At 43.9% G+C, this 24,294-nt stretch carries 22 protein-coding genes, 1 tRNA gene and 1 pseudogene; 15 read left to right on the top strand and 9 right to left on the bottom strand.

The window, feature by feature from the left end; all coding sequences use genetic code 11:
* Positions 1-87 precede the first annotated feature (87 nt).
* Positions 88-163: transfer RNA gene (locus M655_RS20775), tRNA-Ala, on the top strand.
* Between the two features lie 227 nt (positions 164-390).
* Here the strand turns inward: M655_RS20775 and M655_RS20770 are convergent.
* The gene (locus M655_RS20770; protein WP_286085879.1) at positions 391-1,506 is read right to left on the bottom strand and encodes a tyrosine-type recombinase/integrase; all 1,116 of its coding nucleotides are present in this window, start codon (positions 1,504-1,506) and stop codon (positions 391-393) included.
* 167 nt (positions 1,507-1,673) lie between these two features.
* Positions 1,674-1,841, bottom strand: coding sequence for a helix-turn-helix domain-containing protein (locus M655_RS20765; protein ID WP_286086035.1), 168 nt, complete (start codon positions 1,839-1,841; stop codon positions 1,674-1,676).
* A gap of 464 nt (positions 1,842-2,305) precedes the next feature.
* Here M655_RS20765 and M655_RS20760 point away from each other — a divergent pair, with 464 nt between their 5' ends.
* The 3 genes from M655_RS20760 (at position 2,306) to M655_RS20750 (ending at position 7,126) form a co-directional block, all read left to right on the top strand.
* Positions 2,306-4,249, top strand: a complete 1,944-nt coding sequence (locus tag M655_RS20760; protein ID WP_026557896.1) for a hypothetical protein — start codon at positions 2,306-2,308, stop codon at positions 4,247-4,249.
* 556 nt (positions 4,250-4,805) lie between these two features.
* A complete protein-coding gene (locus M655_RS20755) occupies positions 4,806-5,897 on the top strand; it encodes a hypothetical protein (RefSeq protein ID WP_286085878.1) in 1,092 nt (363 codons plus the stop codon).
* Between the two features lie 14 nt (positions 5,898-5,911).
* Positions 5,912-7,126 carry an IS256 family transposase gene (locus tag M655_RS20750; protein WP_122953491.1) on the top strand — a complete coding sequence of 405 codons (1,215 nt, stop codon included), beginning with the start codon at positions 5,912-5,914 and terminating at the stop codon, positions 7,124-7,126.
* Between the two features lie 281 nt (positions 7,127-7,407).
* On the opposite strand, the gene M655_RS20745 is transcribed toward M655_RS20750, so the two are convergent.
* The 5 genes from M655_RS20745 to radC all read right to left on the bottom strand — a co-directional run bounded on the left by M655_RS20745 (position 7,408) and on the right by radC (position 11,421).
* Positions 7,408-7,857, bottom strand: coding sequence for a hypothetical protein (locus M655_RS20745; RefSeq protein ID WP_286085877.1), 450 nt, complete (start codon positions 7,855-7,857; stop codon positions 7,408-7,410).
* 37 nt (positions 7,858-7,894) lie between these two features.
* Positions 7,895-8,830 carry a hypothetical protein gene (locus M655_RS20740; RefSeq protein ID WP_286085876.1) on the bottom strand — a complete coding sequence of 312 codons (936 nt, stop codon included), beginning with the start codon at positions 8,828-8,830 and terminating at the stop codon, positions 7,895-7,897.
* Positions 8,831-9,022: 192 nt separating this feature from the next.
* Positions 9,023-10,168 carry an IS4 family transposase gene (locus M655_RS20735; protein WP_005837477.1) on the bottom strand — a complete coding sequence of 382 codons (1,146 nt, stop codon included), beginning with the start codon at positions 10,166-10,168 and terminating at the stop codon, positions 9,023-9,025.
* Between the two features lie 133 nt (positions 10,169-10,301).
* Positions 10,302-10,676, bottom strand: a complete 375-nt coding sequence (locus tag M655_RS20730) for a helix-turn-helix domain-containing protein (RefSeq protein WP_152344110.1) — start codon at positions 10,674-10,676, stop codon at positions 10,302-10,304.
* A 136-nt stretch (positions 10,677-10,812) separates the two neighbouring features.
* On the bottom strand, positions 10,813-11,421 hold the full coding sequence (gene radC / locus M655_RS20725; protein WP_026557683.1) for a RadC family protein: 609 nt from the start codon (positions 11,419-11,421) through the stop codon (positions 10,813-10,815).
* Between the two features lie 349 nt (positions 11,422-11,770).
* On the opposite strand from radC, the gene M655_RS20720 reads away from it, so the two are divergent.
* The 3 genes from M655_RS20720 to M655_RS20710 are packed head-to-tail and all read left to right on the top strand — an operon-like array spanning position 11,771 to position 14,906.
* Complete coding sequence (locus M655_RS20720) at positions 11,771-12,817, top strand: nucleoid-associated protein (protein WP_051353923.1); 1,047 nt, start codon at positions 11,771-11,773, stop codon at positions 12,815-12,817.
* A 15-nt stretch (positions 12,818-12,832) separates the two neighbouring features.
* The gene (gapS4a, locus tag M655_RS20715; protein ID WP_026557684.1) at positions 12,833-13,789 is read left to right on the top strand and encodes a GapS4a family protein; all 957 of its coding nucleotides are present in this window, start codon (positions 12,833-12,835) and stop codon (positions 13,787-13,789) included.
* Positions 13,773-14,906, top strand: a complete 1,134-nt coding sequence (locus M655_RS20710) for a hypothetical protein (protein WP_026557685.1) — start codon at positions 13,773-13,775, stop codon at positions 14,904-14,906. The genes gapS4a and M655_RS20710 overlap by 17 nt, the downstream gene beginning before the upstream one ends.
* A 921-nt stretch (positions 14,907-15,827) precedes the next feature.
* On the opposite strand, the gene M655_RS20705 is transcribed toward M655_RS20710, so the two are convergent.
* Positions 15,828-16,619: a DUF2935 domain-containing protein gene (locus tag M655_RS20705; protein WP_025844178.1), complete on the bottom strand. Its 792-nt coding sequence runs from the start codon at positions 16,617-16,619 to the stop codon at positions 15,828-15,830.
* A gap of 427 nt (positions 16,620-17,046) precedes the next feature.
* On the opposite strand from M655_RS20705, the gene M655_RS20700 reads away from it, so the two are divergent.
* From M655_RS20700 to M655_RS20690, 3 genes are all read left to right on the top strand, one after another.
* On the top strand, positions 17,047-17,292 hold the full coding sequence (locus tag M655_RS20700; protein WP_025844179.1) for a hypothetical protein: 246 nt from the start codon (positions 17,047-17,049) through the stop codon (positions 17,290-17,292).
* 304 nt (positions 17,293-17,596) lie between these two features.
* Entirely contained in the window at positions 17,597-18,607 is a 1,011-nt protein-coding gene (locus M655_RS20695; RefSeq protein WP_026557686.1) for an ATP-binding cassette domain-containing protein, read from the top strand.
* Positions 18,608-18,630: 23 nt separating this feature from the next.
* Entirely contained in the window at positions 18,631-19,419 is a 789-nt protein-coding gene (locus M655_RS20690) for an ABC transporter permease (RefSeq protein ID WP_255320468.1), read from the top strand.
* Positions 19,420-19,713: 294 nt separating this feature from the next.
* Here M655_RS20690 and M655_RS20685 read toward each other — a convergent pair whose 3' ends face one another.
* Positions 19,714-20,244 carry an ECF transporter S component gene (locus M655_RS20685; protein WP_026557688.1) on the bottom strand — a complete coding sequence of 177 codons (531 nt, stop codon included), beginning with the start codon at positions 20,242-20,244 and terminating at the stop codon, positions 19,714-19,716.
* 310 nt (positions 20,245-20,554) lie between these two features.
* Here M655_RS20685 and M655_RS20680 point away from each other — a divergent pair, with 310 nt between their 5' ends.
* From M655_RS20680 to M655_RS20660, 5 genes and pseudogenes are all read left to right on the top strand, one after another.
* Positions 20,555-21,391, top strand: coding sequence for an AraC family transcriptional regulator (locus tag M655_RS20680; RefSeq protein ID WP_025844189.1), 837 nt, complete (start codon positions 20,555-20,557; stop codon positions 21,389-21,391).
* A gap of 175 nt (positions 21,392-21,566) precedes the next feature.
* Positions 21,567-22,877, top strand: a complete 1,311-nt coding sequence (locus tag M655_RS20675; protein ID WP_026557689.1) for an NtaA/DmoA family FMN-dependent monooxygenase — start codon at positions 21,567-21,569, stop codon at positions 22,875-22,877.
* 211 nt (positions 22,878-23,088) lie between these two features.
* On the top strand, positions 23,089-23,595 hold the full coding sequence (locus M655_RS20670; protein WP_081414730.1) for a TetR family transcriptional regulator C-terminal domain-containing protein: 507 nt from the start codon (positions 23,089-23,091) through the stop codon (positions 23,593-23,595).
* 3 nt (positions 23,596-23,598) lie between these two features.
* Positions 23,599-23,967, top strand: coding sequence for a DUF4180 domain-containing protein (locus M655_RS20665; protein ID WP_025844191.1), 369 nt, complete (start codon positions 23,599-23,601; stop codon positions 23,965-23,967).
* A pseudogene (locus M655_RS20660) lies at positions 23,968-24,183 on the top strand (formylglycine-generating enzyme family protein); the annotation flags it as partial.
* Between the last annotated feature and the right edge of the window lie 111 nt (positions 24,184-24,294).

Below are 24,294 nucleotides of genomic sequence, written 5' to 3'. Positions count from 1 at the left end.
TTTTTCCGTTTTTTTCGCTTGCACTGTAATAGAGAGGTGTGCTATACTGAGATCACTGAGGCGGTAACCCGCTACAGCATACATAATGGGGCATTAGCTCAGCTGGGAGAGCGCTACACTGGCAGTGTAGAGGTCAGCGGTTCGATCCCGCTATGCTCCACCATAAAAAAGCCTTGAGACGCTTGGATTTCCGAGCGTTTTTTTGTTTTTCTGATAAGAAATGGACTCTTTTGTGTCGGGCTGTGGTCACACAGTTGGTCACACTGGGTAATTTTCAGAGGTTTTTTGCTCTTTATAAGGGTAACTATCGACCAATCAGAAATAGATAATTCTCGATCTAAAAAAACTCGCTCAGTCCATTAGCAGGTGACTGAGCGAGTTTTCATGTCATTATCCAAACAACATATTGCCAAATTGTTTAGCGGTCTCTTTATGAACGGTTGGCAAAACGTGGGTATACGTATCAAGCGTGACTCTTATATCACTATGCCCAAGGATTTCTTTTACGACTTTTGGATTTACTCCTTGTGTGAGTAACAATGTGGCAACAGTATGACGTAGCCCGTGGAATTTTATCTTAGGCACCTTTGCTTTTTTCATTAGTTTATAAAAGTCGCGGAGCAAATTTCGTGGATTGATAGGGGTTCCCGTCTTAGTGCAAACAACAAGGTCGTAATCTTGGTAGCTTGATCCGGCAACAAGCTTTTCTTTTGCTACCCTCTTCTTGTGGGCCTTGAGTTCCGCGATTGTTTTTTCGGTAAGTGTAATGGTTCGAGTGCTTGATTTTGTTTTGGTTTCTTTGGAGAAATGCTTTCCGTCATGGCTCAATGTTTGACGAACTTGAAGGGTTCCATTCACTAAATCTATATCCTTCCATCTGAGGCCGAGTATTTCTCCTTGCCTCATTCCTGTTGTCAGGGCGAGAAGATAGGCCACGAATAAATTGCTACCCTCAGTCTCTTTGAGGAAACGGGTAGTTTCTTCTAAATTCCAGACAAGCATTTCCTTTCGAGGGACCTTGGGACTCTCTACATCTGCTGCTGGACTGTAAGAAATATACTTTCGCTTAACGGCCATCTTCAAAGAATTCTTTACTATCTTATGAATATCTAAAATAGTGGTCTCAGATAATCCTTTTTCTTTTGCCAAGTAAGCGTAGAATTTTTCGATCATCTGTGGTGTGATTTTTCCCAGTTCTACCTTATGAAAATAAGCGGCGATGTGTTTCTGGACGTTGTGTCTATAGGTAGCAAGTGTAACTGGCTTTAGCTTTAAAGCTTTGCTATCCAGCCACTCACCTACTAAAAATTCACTGTATCCCAGTTTGGTATTTTTGATATAGGTATTCTCATCTACTTGTTGTAGAATTTTTCGCATTTCTCTCATAGCTTCTTTTTCGGTACGAAATCCCCGGCGCTTGATTTGTCGTCTTTTACCAAATTCATCTTTTCCAGCGCTGACGACAAACCAGTATGTACCTGTTTTCTCATCCTTTTTAACTTTCATTTGCATATAACCTCCATTTGGATTGTCATTCAGTAAACAAAAATAAGCAGGAGCAAATTGCCCCTGCCGATTAAAAAGTTGTTATTTAGTTAATAATTTTTTACGAGACACACAGTCCGACCAAAATAAGCTGCGACATTAGCATCGCAGCTTATTTTAAGAGTTTCTTAATCAGCTAAATCCCTATAGCACTCCAGATTCATTTCAGTTCGTTTGAGAATAAAATCTATTACTGCTCTCTTGGGTATCCGATAGCCCTTCATCTTAATTGATTTTATTTGTCCGCTCCGCAGTAGCTCGTATACTTTTGATCGCCCTATATTGAGGGCTTCCATAACATCCTCCACTGACATGATGTCATCGTATTGAGCAAACATAGTCTCATCCTTTCTTTCTGATCTATCCTTCGGTTTGGAAATAGATGCTTCCAGTTTTGTAGAGGTCGGTTACGATATTGTTCAATGCAAGTTAGATTAAATTGAATTTCGTTGGTTGAATTCGGATGAAGTTGAATGTGGTTTCGAACAACAGTGAAATACAGGCTATAACGAAGATCAATTGTCATGAAATCATCCAGAGGGATATGGTAAAATAGTGCTGCTAGACGAGCCAGTTCATTTTTTATTTAAACCTTAACAATGCTGAAATGGTGTTGTCAGCAAATTTTTCACTCTAACGACTTGCATAGAATTATCAAATTGCAGTCCTATAGAAGAGCCTACAATGTTGAGGTTTCTACCCAACTACCCTGCTACCTTGTTACCCACTAGTCCAAATGATTACAGACGGAGAATGCCAAATGTTCAAAGGAAAAAAGTTGTTCAAGGACTCTTATCGCTTAAACAGAGACTCTTATCAAATTCAAGATATTGAGAAGATAAGAGAGTATTTTAATCAAGCCTTCAAGGATAACAACGTTGATATCTTTGTATATGATGATTTTACGGTTATCAATGAAGAGGTATATTATGATCTTGATCCAAACTCTAATCCTCTTCTTAACAAATACTTTTTCTTTCCAAGCCATAAGCTCTATTTATTTGACGGTTCTAAAAAGCATGAAATAGGAGTTAGAATATGCTTTGTTAAAGAGGGGAGGCGTGGAATCAAATGCCGCGTATTTGATATTACGAGTAAGCAATATCAAAGCATTAGTAGCTGGTCTAAAGCACAAGAATTTTTTGATAAGAAACTCATTAGTGATAACTTTGAAAATATGTATTCCTCATACATGTCTGTTTGTAACAAGATAGTGGATCAATTAAAGACGAAGCCGTGTATCGTATATACAACTCAGAGCGGATGGGTAGAAGGAGGCCGAAACTGGTTCTATGTTCCGGTTTCCGCGTGTGATGAAGATGACTTGTTATACAGTAAGTCATTAAAATCGAAGTATAGGATGAATCCATCTACACATTTGACAAAACAAGAAGCCTTCCAGCAAACTTGGAGTATGCTGGATATTGCTGACAAGAAAATAACATTACCTCTTCTGTCCTACACCTTTCTATCACTGATTACAAGCTTGATGAACTACAGTCCAGATAAATTTCCAAAGTTTATCGTCTGTATTTGTGGAAGTAACAAGCAACTTGATCGGCAAGGTTTTGCTAACTTTTTTTGTAACTTGTATGACAGAAAAATGAATATTTTCAGCCTGAATTCGCTATATCATATAAACTCAGACATAGATAAGAAGATGCTCGAGGAGAAATTTTCTAAAATTAGGGATGGAATTCTGATACTTAACGCAGGTTCCCGACAGAAACTTATCGATAAGTCAATTCAAGGGATGCGAGACTTCGATGCGGATAACATGTTGTTAATCCTAAATGAAAAGAAGCTAGATAAAGAGTTTGTATTAAATCTTGACATAAGTGACTTAGACATTAATTCCAGACATTTAGAGCATTTGCGGCAAACCCCCGATCTACTAGCATCCTCTATCTTACATGCAACTGAATTCTTCCGAAGAGTGTTTCAACTCGAAGACACTTCTAATAAAAAGAAAGTCGAGAAGCATCTACGCAAACGGTACAAGTACTTTCGAAAGCTTCTTGAGAGGGACGATATTCAGCAAGAAGAAGATAAATTACACATTTATTCATGCTTGCTTATTGGCCTTGATCTTTTACTTAACCTAGTAAAGAATGATTTGCCCGTGTTTAGTGACAAAATAGGTGAAGAAAAAGTACAGGCATACATGAACGAAGCCATGCAGCTTTTCCAACAAGAGTGTACGATTGAAGATACATCTAATATGATCGATAGTAAAATGACAACCGAGAATAACGAACAGCCAATAAAAGATGAACATATTGTTTTTCTTAAAAAACTGTTTGAAGTGTTGCCAACGCCAATGCCACGTTTTCAAGATAAAAACAACAATCCTGATATATTTGCATGGACAGATAAAAAGGACGAAAATATTATTTGGATTAAGAATTCAGTTTTTCAAACGATACTGTTATCAATCTGCAGCAAGTTTGAAGAACTGGATGAAGATGAGCGAAGATCGACCATTACTAAATATAAGACCAGGATTTACGAAAAGTTACGCTCCAATGAAATTTCCGTTATCTTGCCCAAGAATGATGACCCACAAAATAGTACTATTAAAATTGGGACTACTGAAAAATACGATTACACAGGGAATAGAGCTATCGGGACGCGCAAGCCGTGTTCAGTTTTCAAAATGGACAGGCGAAGGGCAGAAGAATACCTTAACTCTTTAAATAATTGAACAGTTCACTATCAGGAGGCGTATGTGAACGCTCACCAAAATGTTGACCACTTTGCTCATCATAAAGTTACCCACCTGACAGTTTGAGCACACGTCATCATTTTCACACCTAATTGCAAATGTTTTTACTGAGCCAAGGATCGTCAAGGGCTTGCGTAGCAAGGGGTTTACCCTTTATCCTTGACGATCCTTGGTGCAGGAAATAAAATGCTACTTTGTGTGAAAAAAAGCATCGTAGGTGGTCAACTCGAAGATGAGCGTTTGCTCCAAAAATGGTCAACTTTTTGATTAGCATTCACAGGCGTATAGATAAAGCGAAAAGATGTCAAAATCTACTGGGCCTTGTTAGTTCCATGGCTTGATTGAAGTACTATCTACAAACAAAATTCGAGTCTCATACTAGAAAACTGCACGGTCAGCGCTTAATTGTCATTCCGTGTAGTTTTTTATTTGCCAAGTAACAGTACCTCGACTTAGATAATACTCCCCCTCCGCTAGCATAGCCTGACGTTGCCTGCTAATAGCGGTACTTGGGGGCTATAGCGAGGTGTGGGGCGTGATTGACATGATGTACATTACCTGTCAATTATCTGTCACTGAGTATAAAACGTGCAGAGAAAGATTGGGTCAATTCTTGGATAAGAACTTCCATTCACATAAGCTGCGCAAAGATCGATATGATAAAACTGCTCTCGTGACGAATGGGTTGGCGAAATGGGGCTTTCAAGAAATCCGATTACGGAAGGGGTGTTGGGGCATTACGATGGAGATACGCTTTCGCCCGCAGTTGCTGATAAACCAGCAAGGGTATTATAAACTGACAACCATTCAGCAATTTAAACAGATAAGCATTCTATTTAATTATTTGTTGCTTGATCTTCTATCACTACCAGTACCTGATTTTTTTGCTTGGACTGCCAAGAGAGTTGAGGCTGCAGTTGATCTGGTAGTAGACGAGCAGCTGATCCCGAAATATATCGTTCTTTTCAAAAAAGGATATATCCCCGAGTATTTTTGGAGAGAAAAACAGACACGAAAGTATTGGGACTCAGTGACAAATGTTTATTTAATGTCTGCTAACAAAACCGTTAACTGGTATAATCGGTACGCGACTTTGCAGGATAAAGCCAAAAAATCGAACAAGCAATATTTGGACTACACTGAGACAAAGGGAATTCTACGTTTTGAGACTCAGGTTAGAGACAATATGAAATCAGTGATGGAAACGCTGAATCAGACATATCTAAAGCAAGAAGTTATGAAATTTTATAACTTAATTGTAGGCAAGGGTGACTATTATTCCTTGAACAAAGCACTCTCCATTGTACGTCAAAAAACCCCGAATCAGACAAAGCGTATGGCGCTTGAGCGACTGCTACAGCTTCTTGATAAATGCGGAAGTATTCATGCTGCAAAGGAGTTCTTCTTTGAAGGGCAAAACGCTGACAAAGCTGCAGACAAATTTAGCAAACGGATTAATCAGCTACGTAAGTTAGGTATAAATCCTGTGCTGTTGCCTCCTGAATGGGGAATAGAGTCACTAGAGAATTTATACGACAAGATCAATGCCGCAGCTGATAAAGAGGGGGACTGTAAAATATTTTGTGTAAACTCTCATTCCACATTCCATTACAATGAAACAAAGTGAGGTTGAGAGAACACATGGGACTCATTCCAAAAGACCAGCTGCGCCAACTTATCAAAGAACACAACTTGCAAACCATGGAGGATGTTCAAAAAGCCCTGAAGGACATTTTTGCAGAAACACTGCAAGAAATGTTGGAGGCCGAATTGGATACCGAATTGGGCTATGCCAAGCATGACAGCAAGCAGAAGCAGACGAAAAACAGTCGGAACGGCTATAGCAAAAAAACGGTTACGTCTGAGTATGGGGAGTTGGATCTCACGATTCCCCGTGATCGTCTTGGAGAATTTGAACCTGCGATTGTCAAGAAACACCAGAGACATGTAACGGGTATTGAAGATCAAATCGTCTCTATGTACGCCAAAGGCATGAGCACACGGGATATTCAGGATCATTTGCACAATCTGTATGGACTTGAGGTATCCCCGACCCTTATCTCCAACGTAACAGCTAAACTGTTACCTCTTATCAAGGAATGGCAAAATCGCCCGCTGCAAAGCGTGTATTCCGTTGTTTTCATGGATGCCATTCATTTTAAGGTAAAACAGGACGGGCAAATTATCAGCAAAGCCGCCTATATGGTCATTGGCATTGATTTGGAAGGCTATAAGGACGTTCTTGGCATCTGGATCGGAGAAAACGAGTCAGCCAAGTTCTGGCTACATGTGTTGACGGATCTGAAAAATCGTGGCGTTCAGGACATTTTGATTATCTGTGTAGACAATTTAAAAGGCTTCAGCGAAGCCATTGCAGCCAGCTATCCGCAAACGGAGGTTCAAAAATGTATCATCCACCAGATCCGCAATTCCATCAAATATGTGTCGTACAAGGATTTGAAGAAGATTACTACGGCCTTGCGTCCGATCTATACGGCCCCAACGGAAGAGGCGGCTCTCCTGGAATTGGATCAATTTGAGGAGACCTGGGGAAAACAGTATCCCCTGATTGTCCGGTCGTGGCGGAGTAACTGGGATGAACTGGCGACCTTTTTCAAGTACTCCCCTGAGTTGCGCAAGCTCATCTATACAACGAATATGATCGAAAGCTACCATCGACAACTCCGGAAGGTGACAAAGGGAAAAAGTATCTTTCCGACGGATGAATCGCTACTCAAAATGCTATATTTGGCGACGATGGATGTCATTCGGAAGTGGACAGGGCGGGTCCAAAATTGGGGGCAAATCCTTCTCCAGTTGACTGTACATTTCCCAGAACGGGTACAGATTCGATGAAGGGCTTTACATGGAGGGGCGGGCATGATAGGCTACTTTGCCTTGCGATGGTGTGAACTTCTCCATCGCCCAATCGCAAGAACTCATGCCCGCCAGTGGCTCCATGTCAAGCCCGACATATGAAGCATCGTTTTCACGTTTACACAAAAATCTTGACAGACTCTAAAGAGGGAAACGGAGCTAAGAACTTCAGGGAATTGGGAGTGATTACTGTGTCTGTTTAAAACAACAGAAGGAGCTATTCGCCCCTTCTGTTGTTTTACTACCTCTGTACTTCTGAGCTATGAAGCCTTTTTCCAATCCCATTTACGCCACTTAACCGCTTCCCCGTGCTCTTGACGTACTAAGTCCTTCAACATCCACAAAAAGTTATTGGGATTATCAAAATCACCCGTTAAGCAACCAGCACAAAATTGATGGCAATTATCCAATAGCACATTGTAGTTTCTAATCGATTCTAGCTTGTCATATGCGCGCGCTCCTGCCATAGGGAATCCGATGGACCAGTCTCTATCAGAATAGCAAGGAACATAGATTTCATGGTTAAACGTAGTGATATGGTTTGTGAATTCTTCTAATGAGACTAATTCGACTACCCCTTGTCCGTTCAAATGAATGATAGAATTCTGACCAACGAAAATACCTGAGTGTTCAGCAATACCAAAGCCTAATTCAGTGTACACCACAGAACCGTATGACGGTGCTATGTTCTTAGACGCTCCCCAAAACATAGCAAGACCTCCTTTAGAAATTAGGAATTGTGCAATGTTATTGCTTGATTTTGATTTCCATATACACGATTTTATTGTCAGTATTGTTGACTGTAAGATTTACAATAGCTGGTCTCTGGCTGCCAGCAAAGCTGTAACTATATAGAGTTGTATTCTTGACTCCTTCATTTCTATGTAGGGGCTTTCCAAGGAGTTGAGTTGCCTTGTCTAAGCTGTCGTTAATTCGAATCCCTTGAATGTTATAAATGCGGTTTGTAGGGATAATTTGCTTTACGCTATTACTTTGATTGTCGACAACCAGTTCAAAGCCTTCTAAGGAGTACAATGTTTCACCCTGGGATGTGTTTTTGTCTTTAACTTCGAATAATTTCTGTAGTCCTTCTTCTGAGGCGATTAATCCTAACAACTTGGAAAGATCAAGACTCTGAGAATGCAGACTTTCATCATACGCAACGAAGTCGATGCTAGATATTTGTTCAGTGTTGAAATCAGTAGAAAACAGTAAAAGGAAGTCTTCTTTCGTCAAATACATGGCATTTTTCTTTCCATCTTTGACTGTGCTCAAATCTGGCTTACCTAGTCGGGCTACATTTTCATCATAGGACGAACCGATAGTAACATCAAAGATTTTATAGGTATCTGATGTAGTGGCTTTTATCATGTCCTTCTGCAAAGAAATTTCCAGTACACCTTTTTCGTTCCCTCTCACCAAAAACCCAGCATCATATCCAAAAATGTAGCCGTCTGCATCTTCGCGAACAATTTCAGATGGTTTTCCGAACTTCTCGATAATCTGTTGTTTACTCATTTCAGTCATTTTAGTTAACTCGTAGGCCGTAGATTCGCCACCGGATGATAAAATTCCAACGAGTAAAAAGAAAGCAAATACTGACAAAAGCCAGAACCACCAACGTTTTAAGAGCGGCTTTTTTCTTGGTCTTCCAATTGATTGACTGATTTCTTGCATGGACATGTGTGAAAATTCTCCTTTTCAATATGAGTGGTCACTAGCGTTGCATAAAAAATGCGTTCGTAATTTGTCGAAGTATTCTGAATGACATTTTCAGCTACACAACCAAAAACGGCAGCAACCAAGCAAAAGGTAGCCACTGTCCATTTGGTAGTTTTATACATTTATTACAATCGTGATAACAGCAACCAATACCTAATTCCTTTTCTGTCGCCCTCTGGATGTTCGTTTGGACTGGTAATTCATTCTACCTATCCATTGTTCGAACGTTTGCCAAAGAAACACTTTTAGCCATCTCCTGATCTGCAACAAGCTGTGCTGACTGTTTTGTTCCAGTTTGACAAGGAGCAACAGGCAGTAGGCAATGAGTGCGAGTAATACTTGGTTTCGTACCGCATTTTCACTCGTTCCATAGAAGTTCTTGATCTTTACATGCTGCTTTATCCACTTGAAAAACAGCTCAATTTGCCAACGCCAACGATAGATGTCGCTGAGTTCTTCTGCTTCCAGGTCGAACCGATTCGTAATGATTCGAATGAGATTTCCCTTCGAATCAAGCGTTTCAATGAGTCGCAGCACGTTATCTACCCGCTTTTGAGGCGTTCCAAGAAGGATCATGGAATCCGATAAAACGGAGCTTTCCAAGGGGATTTTGAATTCATAAAGATGACGGATTTCGGCGTTATCTTTTAGACGAGAAGCGAAAAAGATGCCTTTGTCCGTGTATTCATCAAATTTTTCATAATCCACATACCCTCGATCAAAGACGTACATCATACCGATCTCATCAATCAACGATTCCATTTGAGTGCGGTCATTGGACTTGGCACCCGTGATGGTTATTTTTTCAGGATACACATCCCCCTGGTCGGCAAAGACGAGACGAAGATGAAGTTTGATGCCAGCCTTGGTTTTACGGAAAGTTGCCCATTTGTACTTCTGCAAACACAGCCCAATCGTTGTAGAATCAATGATTTTCATGTCTTTTCGAAGGGAATACGTGTTGCCCGAGTGTCTCTGAATTTGCCCTACAAGGTCAACAAATATTTCTTCAAGCAAAGCTGGATCTACTCGATTGTTTTTGCGACTAAGCTGAGCGGGACTAATCGACGACAGTCCTAACTCTCGCTGGAATTTCTTTGATAAAACATCATCTGCAATGGCTCGGAGTCCTTCTCGTTGCTGAAGTTGAGCATGCAAAAACAGGAGTAGATATGCTTTGGTCGTTAACTTTTTCACGTACTTGTCCTGATCCGTTTCGTCTATCCGTTGTTGAAATTTCACAATATTAATGGGTGAAATGTATTTACCAAATGAAGAAAATAGGGTATTCTTGTCCATGGTCTATCCTTTGCGTTGGATTTGGACAGGAACTACCTGACCTTTCCAGTGTAAAGGATTTTTTTATGCCTGAGAACACTTGAACGCTGAAAGTTATGATGATTTTGAATGGTATGAAAAGATTAATGCAACGCTAGTGATGAGTGGTATATGTTTTCAAACTTTTTCCCTGATGAGTAACGACGATGTTCGTATTATCTATGAGCACTTCAAGGAGGCACTGCTTGATGTCGTCAGGGGTTAGAAAAGCCAGCGGTTGATGCCCCCGGCAATGTTGGTTCATCCCTCCTCTCGTTGATTCGTATGAGGATAAAAGAGCGAGGAGAGAAATTCCAAGAGCGGATGAAATCTTTTCGAGTACCTTAATTGTAGGGTTCTTTTCTCCACGTTCGATTTGACCGATATAAGACGTATTTACGCCTGCATTCAAAGCAAGCTGCTCTTGGCTCATCCCGTTCTTCAGCCGATGGAGTCGAATACTTTCCCCAATAGCTTCCATGTTTTCCATGCTTCTCACCCCTAGTAAAACGATAGACTTTCTTCAAAGCGCTCTCAATAGGATATAGTGAGGATGCCAGTGTCTATAGTCTCGAATTGATGCGGAGTGTACTTATTAACCGGATAAAGGCGTTGAGGCAATGGGATTAGATATGCCCGTTTTCTTTCAGACTATAGAACCGGCTGCCACCAATGATGACGTGATCCAGCACTTCTATGCCAATGATTTCGCCAGCTTCCCGAAGACGTTTTGTCAAAATCAAGTCCTCCATAGATGGGGTCGAATCTCCACTGGGATGATTGTGTGCACATATAATAGAAGCGCTACAACGTTTGATTGCAGCACGAAAAACTTCTCTTGGATGAACGATTGCGGCATTGAGGGAGCCAATCGAAACCGTTTCTTTACAAATGACCCGATTCTTCGTGTTTAATAATAAGCAAATAAAATGTTCTTTAGTTTGATACCTCAATTCAGGCTCAAGTAAATCAAAAACATCTTTGGGAGTTCGAATGGAGACTTGATTGTGCACAGGGATAGTAAGAGCTTTTGCTAGGTTTAGCATTGCTATGATTTGCCGCGTTTTGCTTGGGCCGATACCTTTAATGGTCAGCAGTTGTTGCTCCGAAACGTCCATTAACTCTGTTATAGTTGGGAATTGCTCAAATAGCTCACGAATGACGTAACTGTCCGGTCTTTCTCTTAAAGACTCGGAAAGCAGTCTTTTTAATTCCTCTTTGCGGTATTCGTTCATTACATATCCTCCTATTTTTTAGTTAATAGAAAAAGAAATGCCGAACACTTGTGATTGTGTTCGGCATTAGCAAATGATTAGTTTCTCACGAGGACTAACTATCATGCATAGGTATCAGGGATATAATATAGATTTGTTCTCGTTATGTTTGCGGTATTCTCAGACGATATTTTTTGTAAATCTATGTAAAGTAAAGAAGGGAAATCACGTGAATTGTCGAAATAGGAACTTGATAGTGGTAGAGATTAACATTCTAAAATACCATGATGATAATGAAATATTCTAGATAGAATATTTCGTATGGATATAACAAAAAATAAGTATTTGGTCAACAGAAAGGCATGATTTTATGACGGTAGATTTCACGGGTGTAAATATTGACAGACTAATGGTACATGGTATTGGTAACAAGTTAAAAGAAGAATCAGTAGTTCTGTCAGAACAGTGTGTAGATGTCCAAGATAAGTCATTAGCTTCACTACTAGGTAAATTTTTTTTTCAACATTTTAAAGATAATGGAGTTTATCATTTTGGGCATATAAATAATCTAAAGTTTAACCAAGTTTACCAGTACGTGAAATCAATTTTTGAAAACCTGGACTCATTTGAAGCTTGTTCACAAAACATCGCAAAACATTTATACGAAGTCTCAACGCATCCAAATATAAAAAAGGGCGAGTTATATATTGCCTATCTCAAGGGTGCTGCTTTAGATGGGGTTATCTATGATGCTATCGGAATTTTTAAATCGGAAACCAAGGATGCTTACTTACGAATCAAAAATACAGAGAACAGATTTTCTGTTGACTGGGAACAAGGCGTAGATACAAATAAGCTTGATAAAGGTTGCATTGTTTTTAATAATCTATTTGAAAAAGGTTACAACGTAATACTCATAGATACTGCATCACATATTGATGCAAAGTACTGGGTGGAAGATTTTCTTGGAATCGAAAAAAACAACAATAATTATCACAAGACAAAGATTTTGATTGATGCATGTAAGGAATTTACAAAAAAGGATTTTATAGAAGGGAAGCCTGATAAAATTGCATTGTTAAATAATGTTGTGGAGTACATTAAGTCAAACCCTAATATAGAGTTGGATGAATTTACTTATAACGTCGCTGAGAAATTAAACCGTTCTGAGGAATTAAAAGAGTTTATTAGTGATTTTGCAGAAAAAAAGGAATGTCGTGATATTGGGAATTTTTCAATAGATAAGTCAGCTATGAAGAACATCAAAAGAAGCTTAAAAAACTTTATTAAACTCGATACAAATATTGAAATAAAAATTAATGTTTCATCAGGCAGTGATATGACACATTTAGAAAAAGGTTACGATGATACAAAAAAGATGTACTTTTATAAAATTTATTTTAACAGAGAAGAATAGACTTGGAGGAAAGACATGTCTGGAGAAAAAGCCAAACATTCAGGAGAATATGGTGAAAGAATAGCAGCTGAACTTTTAAAGTTAATTGGTTGGAATAATTCACTTTCTGGAAAAAATATACCGTGTGTACATAATGAAATTCATTATGGGGAAAATGGAAATCCTCGTCAAATTCATGGCGTAGATTTTATTGTGAAATATGAATGTCCATTAGTGAGTAGACTTGAAAGTAATGTGATAATATCTGTTAAACATCGTGATGGCTACCCAAAAACTTCAAAAGGGATCACAACAAAATTTAAATCTTTTCTAAAAGATATAGCTGAAGCAACAGAATGCTATCCCGCACATGAATTATATCGTCAAAGAATTAAAGGAACTAAGAAAATTGAAATCTCGAATGTTATTATGTGGTTTGACAGTGCTATCGGTCAAGAAAATAAAGGCGTAATTAGTGAACTGCAAAGTTTTAGAAATAGTGACAATGTGAACTATAAGACAGTTTATCTAGTAGATAACAAAAAGGCAAATTTTTTATATAGCAGTATTAAATATGTTCAAAGCAAAAATGATAACTTTTTCTTCTACTATCCGGACACCGGATTTAATATGGACACTACAGATCGAACACATCAAGGACGTACTCTTCCCGTACAATATATTAACTCTCCTGTACAACTTTTTAAAATAATTGAACCGACTGGCAGATGTCTAATAATTGTTTCTGAAGACAATTTCTCTATAGATTACTTTGAAAGGTTACTTCAATTAGCACGCCTAATTACAGTAAACTGGGCTTCAAAAATAGTTATTGCGTTTCCAGATTACAATAATTACAAAAATGAGGATGAGATCAAGGTCAGTATATCAAAAGTTAGGGATGGCGATTTTGCTCAAGCTGTGATTGTTGAGAAGTATGGACTTCTAGATTTTAGAAATATAGGAGGGATCTTCAATGAAGAGAGAGGATAATATTGCATGTTTACCGCGAGTAAGCGTGGCATCTATGCTTCCTTTTGGTTCAATGCTGAGACCTCTACTCAATGATTCTTGTTTAAGTGATGCGGATTTAAATAATGTACTTAAGTCGAGAGGGGTTTTTGTCGGAAATTCAGATAAAAAAAATACCGTACCACTTATTGTTACTATGGTACTAAGTCCAAAAGAATTTGAAATGTTACAAGAAAAACAAGAAACTAAAGAAAGCCATCCAAAACATAGAAATAGTACACTAAAGAGCAACAGTAATAAAACTTTAGTTTCAGTTATCAGTGATTTTGAAATTAACTTAGAAGAAATTGAAAAATTAAATGAAGACGTACACCTTAATTCACCTATGGTTTTTCAATATGCTTCTAGTAATCAGCTAATTTTAGATTACAATATTATACGTGAAGACTTAACTAGAGACTGGGTTAGACCACAAAGTACCCATTCGGCCAAAATAATTATCACTAAAGATGAAACCAGTAGAGAAATTCAAATTTGTAATGAGTATACGTCCAAAGAAACAGATGATATAAATAAAAAAATAATTAAAGAATTCGTTGCATTTATGAAATCAAAAGGTGAATCCGAAGATAAATTAGTAACAATTAGTGCTTATGACTTCAACAATCGAGAGCGATTTAATTTCATGTTACAATTAGCAGAAGATAGCGAAGATGGCTCATTAGAATTTATTGAAATAAGAGATGTTGAAATCGGTCCAGACCCTGATAATCCTCCACAAAATCCTAACAGTATCATTCAGCAAAATGTAAAAAAAGTCATTATTAATGGAACTGCGTTGGAAAGAAATTCTTTACTAACAAGTGACCAGGATAAGGATAACTTACTTCTTCGGAGTATTGAAGTGGCATATAAATTTAACTGTAATGGAGTAAAAGGCACTTGTGTTTTGCAGTATGGATTTATGCATTTTTTTCGAAATCAAAATACATCTCAAGACTTCCAAGTTGCTTTACGGTATCTAAATGCTAGATCAGGGAATAAGACAGTTTTAAATAATTTTGTTTTAAGTAGTTTTGACTCAATTAAAAGGAAAAAGTATGAGCTATTTAAAGCAGAAAGGAATTTGGTGAATTAAAGAAGCAACTTTCAATCCTGATTTAACGAAAGCTTAATCTAACAAATTGGTCACATTTTTGGTCACACTTTTTTGTTTTTCAGACTCTCAAAAGCCTCGAACGGAAATGAAATGGATTTTATGAAAGCCTTGTCCCACAAGGCTTTCCTCCGCTTCTTCCTTAACGTACAAAACCCTATCCCCACACTGGCAGAGTAGAGGTCAGCGGTTCGATCCCGCTATGCTCCACCAAACATAAGGTCGTTGAAACCCTTGGGAAACCAGGGGTTTTCGTCATTTTCAGGAGTTGTAGAGCATTGGGCCCTATGCTGGGCTGTTGGGGACGGATTATTTTACTCCCTTTTTCACCCCGCTAAAAGCCACTGCTGTCCGTTTGTTCATTTCATCGAGGAAAGGTAAATGATGATGAGGTGACAAGATGAGCGAGGAGCGAGTGAAGGCAATAGCTGGGTTTCGTCAATATTTGGGCAATCAAAGCTGCCAACCAGATCATCTGACAGATGAACAGTTGCTTCATTCGGTCGGGAGGTCATTTGTCATAACAACAAAAGTTTTTACGACCATCCAGACTGTCATACGTTTACTTGTAAGACGGCCGCTCCGGTGATCGAAGGCGTCAGCGCCAATTGCTGTATCGTAAAAAGAAAAGCCAAGCAAAGCGCAAGGCTTAACTTACGCTCCATTATGTAAAACAGGGGAGGGGCAGAAGTGTACCGCTCGTCCTACGTAAGTCGTCCGCTCAAAGCTTTGGTTCCTCAGGTAAATCCCGAAAGGCGGGGGCGGCATCGACTCACTTCTGGCGGAGGCGGCGCAGCAAGCAGTGGCGTAAAGATGGAGGCCCGGGCTGCAGCTCCCGGGCACAAACCACACGATTGTATATCAAAAGAATTACAAATTCCCCAAAAGGGGAGATACCATGAGCTACTTTGAATGCGATAAAGCAACATCAAAGGCATCGAGTATTTCAAGGAAGTGAGAGGCTTCCCGAAAGACGTGATCGGCAAGCAATGGAGGGATAATACTTTTGATGCGACAAGCTTCAATAAGTTCATACGCCGTTTTCTTAAAGTCGCGTAATTGCCGGACTGAAACACGGTTTTGGTCAACGAACTGATCGAGAAGAGGCCGAGTTTGGGATTGGGGGCGCATGGAGTCAAGATCTTGTGCCTGAAATAAAAGTTGGTCGAAGTCATGACTGAAATCTCTCGCTTGTTCCACCAACTTTCTTTCGGATGGATCAAGCAGGTGGTTTATAAATTTTGCATGATCGGCCATGATTCTCAGGAAAAAGACATTCTCATTAATAACAGCATCAGGCAGTGGATCAAGGTTTCCGGTATTCAGTTGTTCTAAACGATTTTTGAAATAGGCAGCTTCTCTACTAACATGGTCAACCAACAAAGGGAAATTGTTTCCGCCGATCTTGCAACGAATGATTAACCCGAGAACGTGTCGTTTAAAAGTCCAAATATGAGAAACGGCATTGTGCACGATTTGGTTAAAATCGTAGATTCTTTGCGGATCTACATCCCGGGAAAAGGAGTGAGCGCGGTTTTCAATATCTTCAAAGATCCCGTAAAAGCGGTCTGCATCGCTAATTAACTTGGTGTCATCACAATTGAAACCCAATTTCAAAAAGAGGGAATGTTCCTTCATTATGCGAGACCAAAAGCGAATTTCTTCTAATGACCGCTCCACAAACTCATCTGCCATGTGGTACCTCCTGAGGTAGTAATTAAAAATCCCGTGCAAGGATTGATACAGCAAGGAGTTCAATTCGTTACCTGAACACAATCTATACCTATGCTGTTGCCCATTATTACGAATGGGCGATTGCCTAGCATTACCTCAGGGAGTAAGCCCAATTCAATTGTGTAAGTCCCTTGTAATACAAAACATTACGTTTGTACCCAGGGGGAATGAAGAAGCGTCAGCGCACAAAAATTCACGGCGAATGAATCTGCGACAATTGAGGAGTGGGGAACACCACAAGAACGAGCAAAGGATCATTTAAGATTTAGAACTGGTTAAACTTTGGGTTACTTCAAACTGGTTTCCTTTTAATTCCATCACTTCAGTAGGCATTAATGTTTGTTCTGGACCACGAGCGCTATATTTATTGATATAGATAATTGACTACATGAAAAGAATCGATTCAAACGAAACACCAACAGCCTTGGGCAATTCTTTCCTGGATATAAAACGCCCGTTACATGACAAAAAGGAAGAGGTATGGATTTATAGCCATTTTTTATTGGATGGTCATCACAAAATGTTTGCGGCAGCGAAAGCGAAAAAAGCTATCGGGCTACTAGCTTTTTTATCGCTGGATGAGTCGTTTGCCAGCAAGGAACAAATAGATACGCTTTTCCGAGCTTTCATCTAATGAAACATGCCGTACAAGGGAAAGAAGCTTGGGATTAACCTACAGCCTGCCCGTTAAGAAAGGAGTAGTCACTCCGCCCCACAATGCCCCCTCCACCATAAGCAGCCAACCAAAACGGCCCGTAAGCCGTTTTTTTATTTCCGGAAATATCCATCCCGACCCCGACCTCCTCCCCATGCAGGTGTAACAAGCCCCTTTAACCTCCTACAATATAAACTTACCGACCAATTTACATTCAGTTTACATCCGCACGTTATTGTGTACCTATCACAACACATAAACAAGAGGAGAAGGAGATGCCAAAATGAACGATCAGCACAACACGGAATGGGCAGTCGAAGCGCGGGGGCTTGTCAAAACGTTCGGGGACAATCGCGCTGTAGATGGCGTGGATTTGAAGGTGCGCGCCGGGTCGATTTACGGCGTGCTTGGGCCGAATGGGGCGGGCAAGACGACGACGATTCGCATGTTGGCGACTTTGCTTAGGCCGGATGCCGGGGAGGCGCGAATTTTTGGGTATGATGTGGCAAAAGAATCGCATATCGTCCGGCAGTTGATTGGCGTGACGGGGCAGTACGCCTCGGTGGATGAGTCGCTTAGCGCCACGGAGAACCTGATTATTTTCTCCCGGCTGCTTGGGCTGGGGCGTGCCGAGGCACGGCGCAAGGCTGCGGAGCTGCTGGAGGAGTTTGGGCTGACGGAAGCGGCGAAGCGTCCGCTGAAGCATTTTTCTGGCGGGATGCGCCGCAGGCTGGATTTGGCTGCGAGTTTGATTGCCCAGCCTCCGCTCATTTTTCTCGACGAACCGACGACAGGGCTTGACCCGCGCACGCGGTCGCAGATGTGGGATACGATTCGGCGGCTGGTTGATACAGGATCGACCGTGTTGCTCACTACGCAATATTTGGATGAAGCAGACCAGCTCGCCGACCGGATCGCGGTGATTGACCGCGGGCGGGTCGTGGCAGAAGGGACGGTGGATGAGCTGAAAGCATCGGTCGGGACTTCGGCGCTGCACCTGCGCGTCCAGCATGTGCGGGATATTGCAGATGCCCGGGAAATGGTGGAGCAGGTGCTCAAAGTTCGTTCCAGCGTAACGGCAGAAGCGGGCAAGGTTACGGCGCCAATGGCGGACGCCGATCAAGTGACGGATTTGCTTATTGCGCTGCGGACGCGCGGCATTCCGCTTGCCGAGATTAGTGTGCAGAAGCCGACCTTGGACGAAGTATTTTTGACGATCACGGGGAACGGGGCGAGCGAAAACGCGCCGCAAGCTTCCGTGCAGTCGAACAGAATGGAGGGAGCCAGAGTATGACTAGCGCATCCTGGGGGAAGGACATGGAGCGTCCGTTAAGAAAACGGGCAAGTTTTGGTCAATCGTTGCGCCACTCGCTGACGATGGCCTATCGCGGGCTGTTGAAAATTCGGCGCACGCCGGAGCAACTGTTTGACGTGACGCTGCAGCCTATTCTTTTTACGCTGATGTTTACGTATATTTTTGGCGGTGCGATTTCAGGAAACGTCCAGAACTACTTGCCGATCATTATTCCCGGTATTTTGGTGCAGACCGTCATTGCCACTTCAATCGTCACGGGGGTCCAGCTTCGCGAGGACATGGACAAAGGCGTGTTCGACCGATTCAAGTCATTGCCGATTGCGCGCATCGCGCCGTTGGCCGGAGCGTTGCTAGCCGACACCGTGCGTTATACGATTGCGACAGTGCTCACGTTTGTCATGGGGTATCTCATGGGCTACCAGCCTGGCGGCGGCGTGGGATTCGTCGCGATTGCGGGGCTGCTTGTCATCGCCTGCTCGTGGGCGGTCAGTTGGATTTTTGCCTTCTTTGGCGTCATTGCGCGTACAGCATCAAGCGTGCAGGGGATTTCGATGATCGTGCTGTTTCCGCTCACCTTTCTCTCCAACGCATTTGTTCCGGTCGATACGATGCCGAATTGGCTCCAGTGGTTCGTCAACATCAACCCGATCTCGCATTTGGTCAGCGCCGTCCGCGAGCTGGCCAATAGCGGCACGATTGGCACAGAGTTCGTGCTTTCGCTCGTGAGCGCTGCCGTCATTGTCGCCATCTTCGCGCCGCTGACGGTCCGTGCCTATATGCGCCGCACATAAATTTTCACTGGTGTTGAAAAAGTAGCTGGAGCAGGGCATCACCCCTCAGGGGAGGGAGCTAGGCTGGCCCAATCGTGGTCAGCTTGCGCTCCAGCACTGCTCCATCCGAAAAAGTTGGAAAAACGCTTGGGTCACTAAGCGTTTTTTGGTTTTTGTACAGATAAGAATGGATAAGCTTCTTATCCAGTATAAGGGCAACTAAGGCTGCGCCAATGGCTTGGCGTAGCCAAGTTTTCTACTCGTTACGGCTCGCCTGAGGGCGTCGCGTGCAACGTTTCCTTTGCAAGCTGCGCGTTAGCCTTGTCCGACGATTTTTTTCAGGCGTCCTACCAGCGGCAGCACGATGATTCCGGCCACGATAACCTGGAGGAAGTTCCCCGGAATCGAGCCAAATGGCTGAATCCAGTTGCCGTACAGGATCACTTCCACGAAGTAGTAGCCGACGATTTTAATCATCAGGGCGACAGCGATCGCTACAGAGTAGGCTAGGACGCGTTTGCCAGGCATTTTTTCCGCGATCAGGCCGGCGACATAGCCCATGGCACCGACGATGACAAACGTAAACGGTGCCCAGGCGGTCCAGCCGGAGATCAGGTCGAACAGGCCCATCCCGAAGGCACCTGCAATCGCCCCTGTTTTTCTGCCGTACACGAAAGCGGCAATGAAAAGAGGCACGTTACCGAGGTGGATCAGGCCGCCGTTGCCCATGATCGGGAGGCGGATGTTGATGAACATGGTGGCTGCAAGGGTAAAAGCGATAAAAAGAGCATGAATCACGAGCATTTTCGTTTTGGATGTAGATCTGGATGAATAGGTTGAATCCATATAACAGCCTCTTTCTTTTTTTCTATTATCATACCCGCAAACAGAGACGAAATAAATATGCTTCCCGCGATTTATTTGGGCAGAGTTATCAGCGAGCACGGAAGTTGCTTGCGGCGTCCTGGCGAAGCTTGCAACAGAGCGATTTTTGTCCGAGGTTGTTATGATAAAATAAAGCATGAAAACGGCCTTGTGGCGTAACGGTGCATCCTGCGGATAGCCTGGCGGCGTGTGCGGGAAACGGTCGGTCGCTTCGCACGAAGGAGAGCGGCCCAAGGGGAAACGAGATGGATAGAAAGCAGGTACAATTTTCATGATCGATGCGGACAAACTAGCAGAACGATTCGCCAAAAGCTCCTACGAGATCGCGAGTGTGCAGCGCCTGGTCATCCAGCCGAAAAGTGTGTTGCGTGATTTCAAGACCGTGGCCTACGGGTTTCTGTTTACCGTTCGCGGCGAAGCGAACATGCATGTAAATGGTACCGCTTACGATTTGCAGCCGGGAACGGTCTTGCATGCGGCTCCCGGCATGATGATGAACTCGCGCGTCATAGGCGAGTCCGAGCTGGAGTACTACCGGGTATTTTACCGCTGGGACGAGTCAGGGGGCAAAAGCGACGCGGAGGCATGCAACGTCCATTTCATGCTTGAGCCCGGAGTGAATCCGCGTTTGCTGGAGCTGCTTATCATGCTGCAACAGAATGCGCAGGCACAGGGGGGCATCGGGAAGCTGCGCCTGAAAGAGCTTTTTTTAAGCATCATGTATCAGGTGCTGGTGAGCTGCAAGCATCGCGAGAGAGGCAGCTCACCGAGCCAGAGGGTGATCGACGAAGCGGTTGCCTACATTCATGGGCATTACATGAACCCGCTGACACTCGACGAGCTGGCCGAGCTGCATGCCATGAGCCCGAAGCGCTTTTCCTACTTTTTCCATAAATATACGGGGTTCCGCCCCATCGACTATGTGATCCATTATCGGATGGAGAGAGCGAGCGAATTGCTGAAAGCAGGGGACTACCCGATCAGCGACATTGCCGTCAGCGTCGGATATGCCAATCCGCTCTACTTCAGCCGCGTGTTTAAAAAGAAATTCGGCATGTCGCCTACCGCCTATAAAGACATGGCAACAAAACAGGCAGCGTCGGATTAGGAAATGATGCATGCCGCTTTTATGATTTGTGCATTTGCTTTTCGCCTGGTCCTTGCTACACTAATTGTCGATAATGATTATCATTGCTAGTTTTAGAGGCCGATTTGCGCATGTCTCTGCTCGGAACGTTTTCGACTCGCAAAACGGCTTTTAAAGCAGGGAAAGGTTGGTACGCATGACTGAAAATAGACAATTGTGTATAGGATTGGCGATCAATGCGACCTGGATGAAAGGCGACGGCTGGCGGCGTCCAGACAGTGGCGTGGAGAAGATGGGCACGATTGACTACTATATTGACTTGGCCAAAATGGCGGAGCGGGCCAAGCTCGACTTTTTGTTCCGGGCAGATTACTTGTTCATCAACCCGCAGATGATGGGGGATTCCGCGAACTTCGGCAGCCCGGACCCGACGATGATGTTCGCCGTCATCGCCCGCGAAACCGAGCGGATCGGGCTGGTTACGACGATCTCGACGACGTTTAACCCGCCGTTTGTGGTGGCGAGACAGCTTCAGTCGCTGCACTGGCTGAGCAATGGACGCGCTGGCTGGAATATTGTCACGTCCATCGAAGGGGCGGAAAACTTCGGGGATGCTCCGATGCCTTCGCCGGAAGAACGATACCGGAAAGCGCGCGAGTTTACGGAAGTCGTCCGCAAGCTGTGGGACAGCTTCCCGCGCGATGCGATCGTCATGGACAAGGAGTCCGGCATTTTTACGGACAGGGACAAGATTACGCCGATTAACCATTCGGGTGAGTTTTTCAGCGTCAAAGGACCGCTTATCCTCCCTGCCCATCCGTCCGGCTCGATTCCGTTCTTTCAGGCGGGAGCGTCGGACATCGGGCGGGATTTTGCCTCGTCATTGGCCGATGCCATTTTTGCGGCCATGCCGGATATCGAATCAGGGGTAGAGCTGCGCAACGACTTGCGCAGACGGGCAGAGGAGCACGGGCGCAATCCCGATGCGGTGAAGGTTTTGCCCGGCTTGTATTTCTTCCTGGCCGAGACGCGCGAGGAAGCGCAGGAGCTGCATAAGGCCGCACACGCCAATTTGAGCACAGAGCGCAGACTGACTTCGCTCAAGTCCGTGCTTGGGATGGACGCAAGCCATCTGGCGCTGGATCAGCGGATCACGGCTGACATGCTGCCTGATCCGGACATGCCCGTGCGCAGCCGGACACATGCGGAGCTGCTGCGCCGCTATATTACGAAGTACGAGCCGACATTGGAAGAGGTGCTGGTGCGCCCGGAAGTGGTCGGATCGGCTCATTGGGTGTCCGTCGGGACCGTCGACGACGTGCTGGCCGATATTATCGCGCGCTACGAAGCGGGAGCGATCGACGGGTTTATCGCCTTGCCTGGCGGTTCGCACAAGTCGATGGAAATCTTTTTTGAACAGTTGATGCCGAAGCTGGTGGAAAAAGGCTTGTTCAAGCGCGAATATACCGGAACCACTTTGCGCGAACATTTGGGAATCCACTCATAGCGTGCGGTGCCGGGGATGAACCTGGCGGGGCCGTTGTCATGCGAGCATGCTCCTTCGCGTGGCAACGGCTGGTTTTGTTTTTCGCGGCAAACGAGGGAAAGAGGCATGGTTTGCGGTTGTCATGCTGTTTTTTTGTGGGCCAAAAAATCGGTGCAGGTAACACCCGGACAATGCGGGCAGGCTCGAGTGTGGCGCATGGCGAGGCAACGCAATGCAGCGAAGTGGGCTACTGCGGGGATACCGGCTACGGCTGCTTGACGATGGTTTCGGATTTTCTTGCCCGGCTGTTTGCCTTGTGCGGGGTGCCGAGCGCTACTTGCCGCCCTGTCAGGAAGACGGGGAACAAAAAATCAACGTTTCGCAGGTGGCTGGAACAGGGCCGATGCATATTCCGTACAGCGATCAGGGCAGGCTGTTCGTGCAGTTTTTTTCCAGGGCAGCGCTCGATCCAAAGCTGCAAGAGGTCGCAGCGAAAAGCTATCAGGCCGACCTCCAGGGCATTGCCAAAATTTTTGCCTATGGAAGCAAGACAGGGCAGACGATGGAGGAAGACGCTCAAAGCGCAGCCTACGGACTGATGGCGATGGTCGTGGGACTGAGCTTTTTCCGGGTGGCAGGCATTGCGCCGCCCCGGGGCGAAGACAATCGGTACATTGGCGAGCAGTATGTGCAAAGGCTTTTTCACTCACAAAAAGCGAATGCTCCCACAGGAGGATAGACGATGAAAATTGCAAAGCAGACCGTTAACGGAGTCGATCTAGCTATCGTCACAAGCGAGGAAGTGGTGGTTGCCGATGTTCAAGCTGCGCTCGACCTGATGGCGACTGTGCGCTATGAAGTCGATTGCGACCGCATCATTTTGCGCAAGTCCATGTTTGCGGAAAGCTTTTTCGATCTGAAAACGCGGCTGGCAGGCGAGATTTTGCAAAAGTTTAGCAACTACAGGATGAAAATGGCGATCGTCGGCGATTTTTCGGCGTACACCAGCAAAAGCTTGCGGGACTTCATCTACGAGTCGAACAACGGCAGCGATTTCTTTTTTGTGCCGACGGAGCAGGAAGCGATAGAAAAGTTGAGCAGAGCCAAATAGCCGAATGCCTGGGGGCTTTACGACATGCTGGGCAATGTGTGGGAATGGTGCTCGGATGTGTACGATGCCGACGTGTACGGCTCCTACCGGATTTTTCGCGGCGGGAGCTGGGCGGAGGAAGCCCGGGGCTGCGGAGCGACGTGCCGCCGCCGCAGTCATCCGACGTTTCGCATTGATGATTTCGGGTTTCGGGTGGCGAGGTCGTTAACCAGTTGACACCGCCCTTCCAATTCACTATACTGTCTGTAATCTTATATGCGACATACGTTGAAAGAGCCCAGTAGCAGCTTGGTCCCTGTCCTAGAAAGCCGGGGGTGGATGGAACCC

The organism is Brevibacillus sp. NSP2.1 (assembly GCF_000470975.2).
Taxonomy (GTDB): Bacteria; Bacillota; Bacilli; order Brevibacillales; family Brevibacillaceae; genus Brevibacillus; species Brevibacillus agri.
Note: the sequence above shows the minus strand (reverse complement) of the source record. Positions and strands in the feature narration are given on the sequence as shown.

Excerpts from the sequence above, each read along its gene's own strand:
- M655_RS20685 (WP_026557688.1), bottom strand. The coding sequence starts at position 20,244 with ATGGATTCAACCTATTCATCCAGATCTACATCCAAAACGAAAATGCTC.
- M655_RS20670 (WP_081414730.1), top strand. The coding sequence starts at position 23,089 with ATGCAGCGAAGTGGGCTACTGCGGGGATACCGGCTACGGCTGCTTGAC.
- M655_RS20700 (WP_025844179.1), top strand. The coding sequence starts at position 17,047 with ATGAAAAGAATCGATTCAAACGAAACACCAACAGCCTTGGGCAATTCT.
- M655_RS20745 (WP_286085877.1), bottom strand. The coding sequence starts at position 7,857 with ATGTTTTGGGGAGCGTCTAAGAACATAGCACCGTCATACGGTTCTGTG.
- M655_RS20730 (WP_152344110.1), bottom strand. The coding sequence starts at position 10,676 with ATGGAAAACATGGAAGCTATTGGGGAAAGTATTCGACTCCATCGGCTG.
- M655_RS20750 (WP_122953491.1), top strand. The coding sequence starts at position 5,912 with ATGGGACTCATTCCAAAAGACCAGCTGCGCCAACTTATCAAAGAACAC.
- M655_RS20765 (WP_286086035.1), bottom strand. The coding sequence starts at position 1,841 with ATGGAAGCCCTCAATATAGGGCGATCAAAAGTATACGAGCTACTGCGG.
- M655_RS20705 (WP_025844178.1), bottom strand. The coding sequence starts at position 16,619 with ATGGCAGATGAGTTTGTGGAGCGGTCATTAGAAGAAATTCGCTTTTGG.
- M655_RS20760 (WP_026557896.1), top strand. The coding sequence starts at position 2,306 with ATGTTCAAAGGAAAAAAGTTGTTCAAGGACTCTTATCGCTTAAACAGA.
- M655_RS20770 (WP_286085879.1), bottom strand. The coding sequence starts at position 1,506 with ATGAAAGTTAAAAAGGATGAGAAAACAGGTACATACTGGTTTGTCGTC.
- M655_RS20710 (WP_026557685.1), top strand. The coding sequence starts at position 13,773 with ATGAAGAGAGAGGATAATATTGCATGTTTACCGCGAGTAAGCGTGGCA.
- radC (WP_026557683.1), bottom strand. The coding sequence starts at position 11,421 with ATGAACGAATACCGCAAAGAGGAATTAAAAAGACTGCTTTCCGAGTCT.
- M655_RS20735 (WP_005837477.1), bottom strand. The coding sequence starts at position 10,168 with ATGGACAAGAATACCCTATTTTCTTCATTTGGTAAATACATTTCACCC.
- M655_RS20695 (WP_026557686.1), top strand. The coding sequence starts at position 17,597 with ATGAACGATCAGCACAACACGGAATGGGCAGTCGAAGCGCGGGGGCTT.
- M655_RS20690 (WP_255320468.1), top strand. The coding sequence starts at position 18,631 with ATGGAGCGTCCGTTAAGAAAACGGGCAAGTTTTGGTCAATCGTTGCGC.
- M655_RS20665 (WP_025844191.1), top strand. The coding sequence starts at position 23,599 with ATGAAAATTGCAAAGCAGACCGTTAACGGAGTCGATCTAGCTATCGTC.
- gapS4a (WP_026557684.1), top strand. The coding sequence starts at position 12,833 with ATGTCTGGAGAAAAAGCCAAACATTCAGGAGAATATGGTGAAAGAATA.
- M655_RS20675 (WP_026557689.1), top strand. The coding sequence starts at position 21,567 with ATGACTGAAAATAGACAATTGTGTATAGGATTGGCGATCAATGCGACC.
- M655_RS20740 (WP_286085876.1), bottom strand. The coding sequence starts at position 8,830 with ATGTCCATGCAAGAAATCAGTCAATCAATTGGAAGACCAAGAAAAAAG.
- M655_RS20680 (WP_025844189.1), top strand. The coding sequence starts at position 20,555 with ATGATCGATGCGGACAAACTAGCAGAACGATTCGCCAAAAGCTCCTAC.
- M655_RS20720 (WP_051353923.1), top strand. The coding sequence starts at position 11,771 with ATGACGGTAGATTTCACGGGTGTAAATATTGACAGACTAATGGTACAT.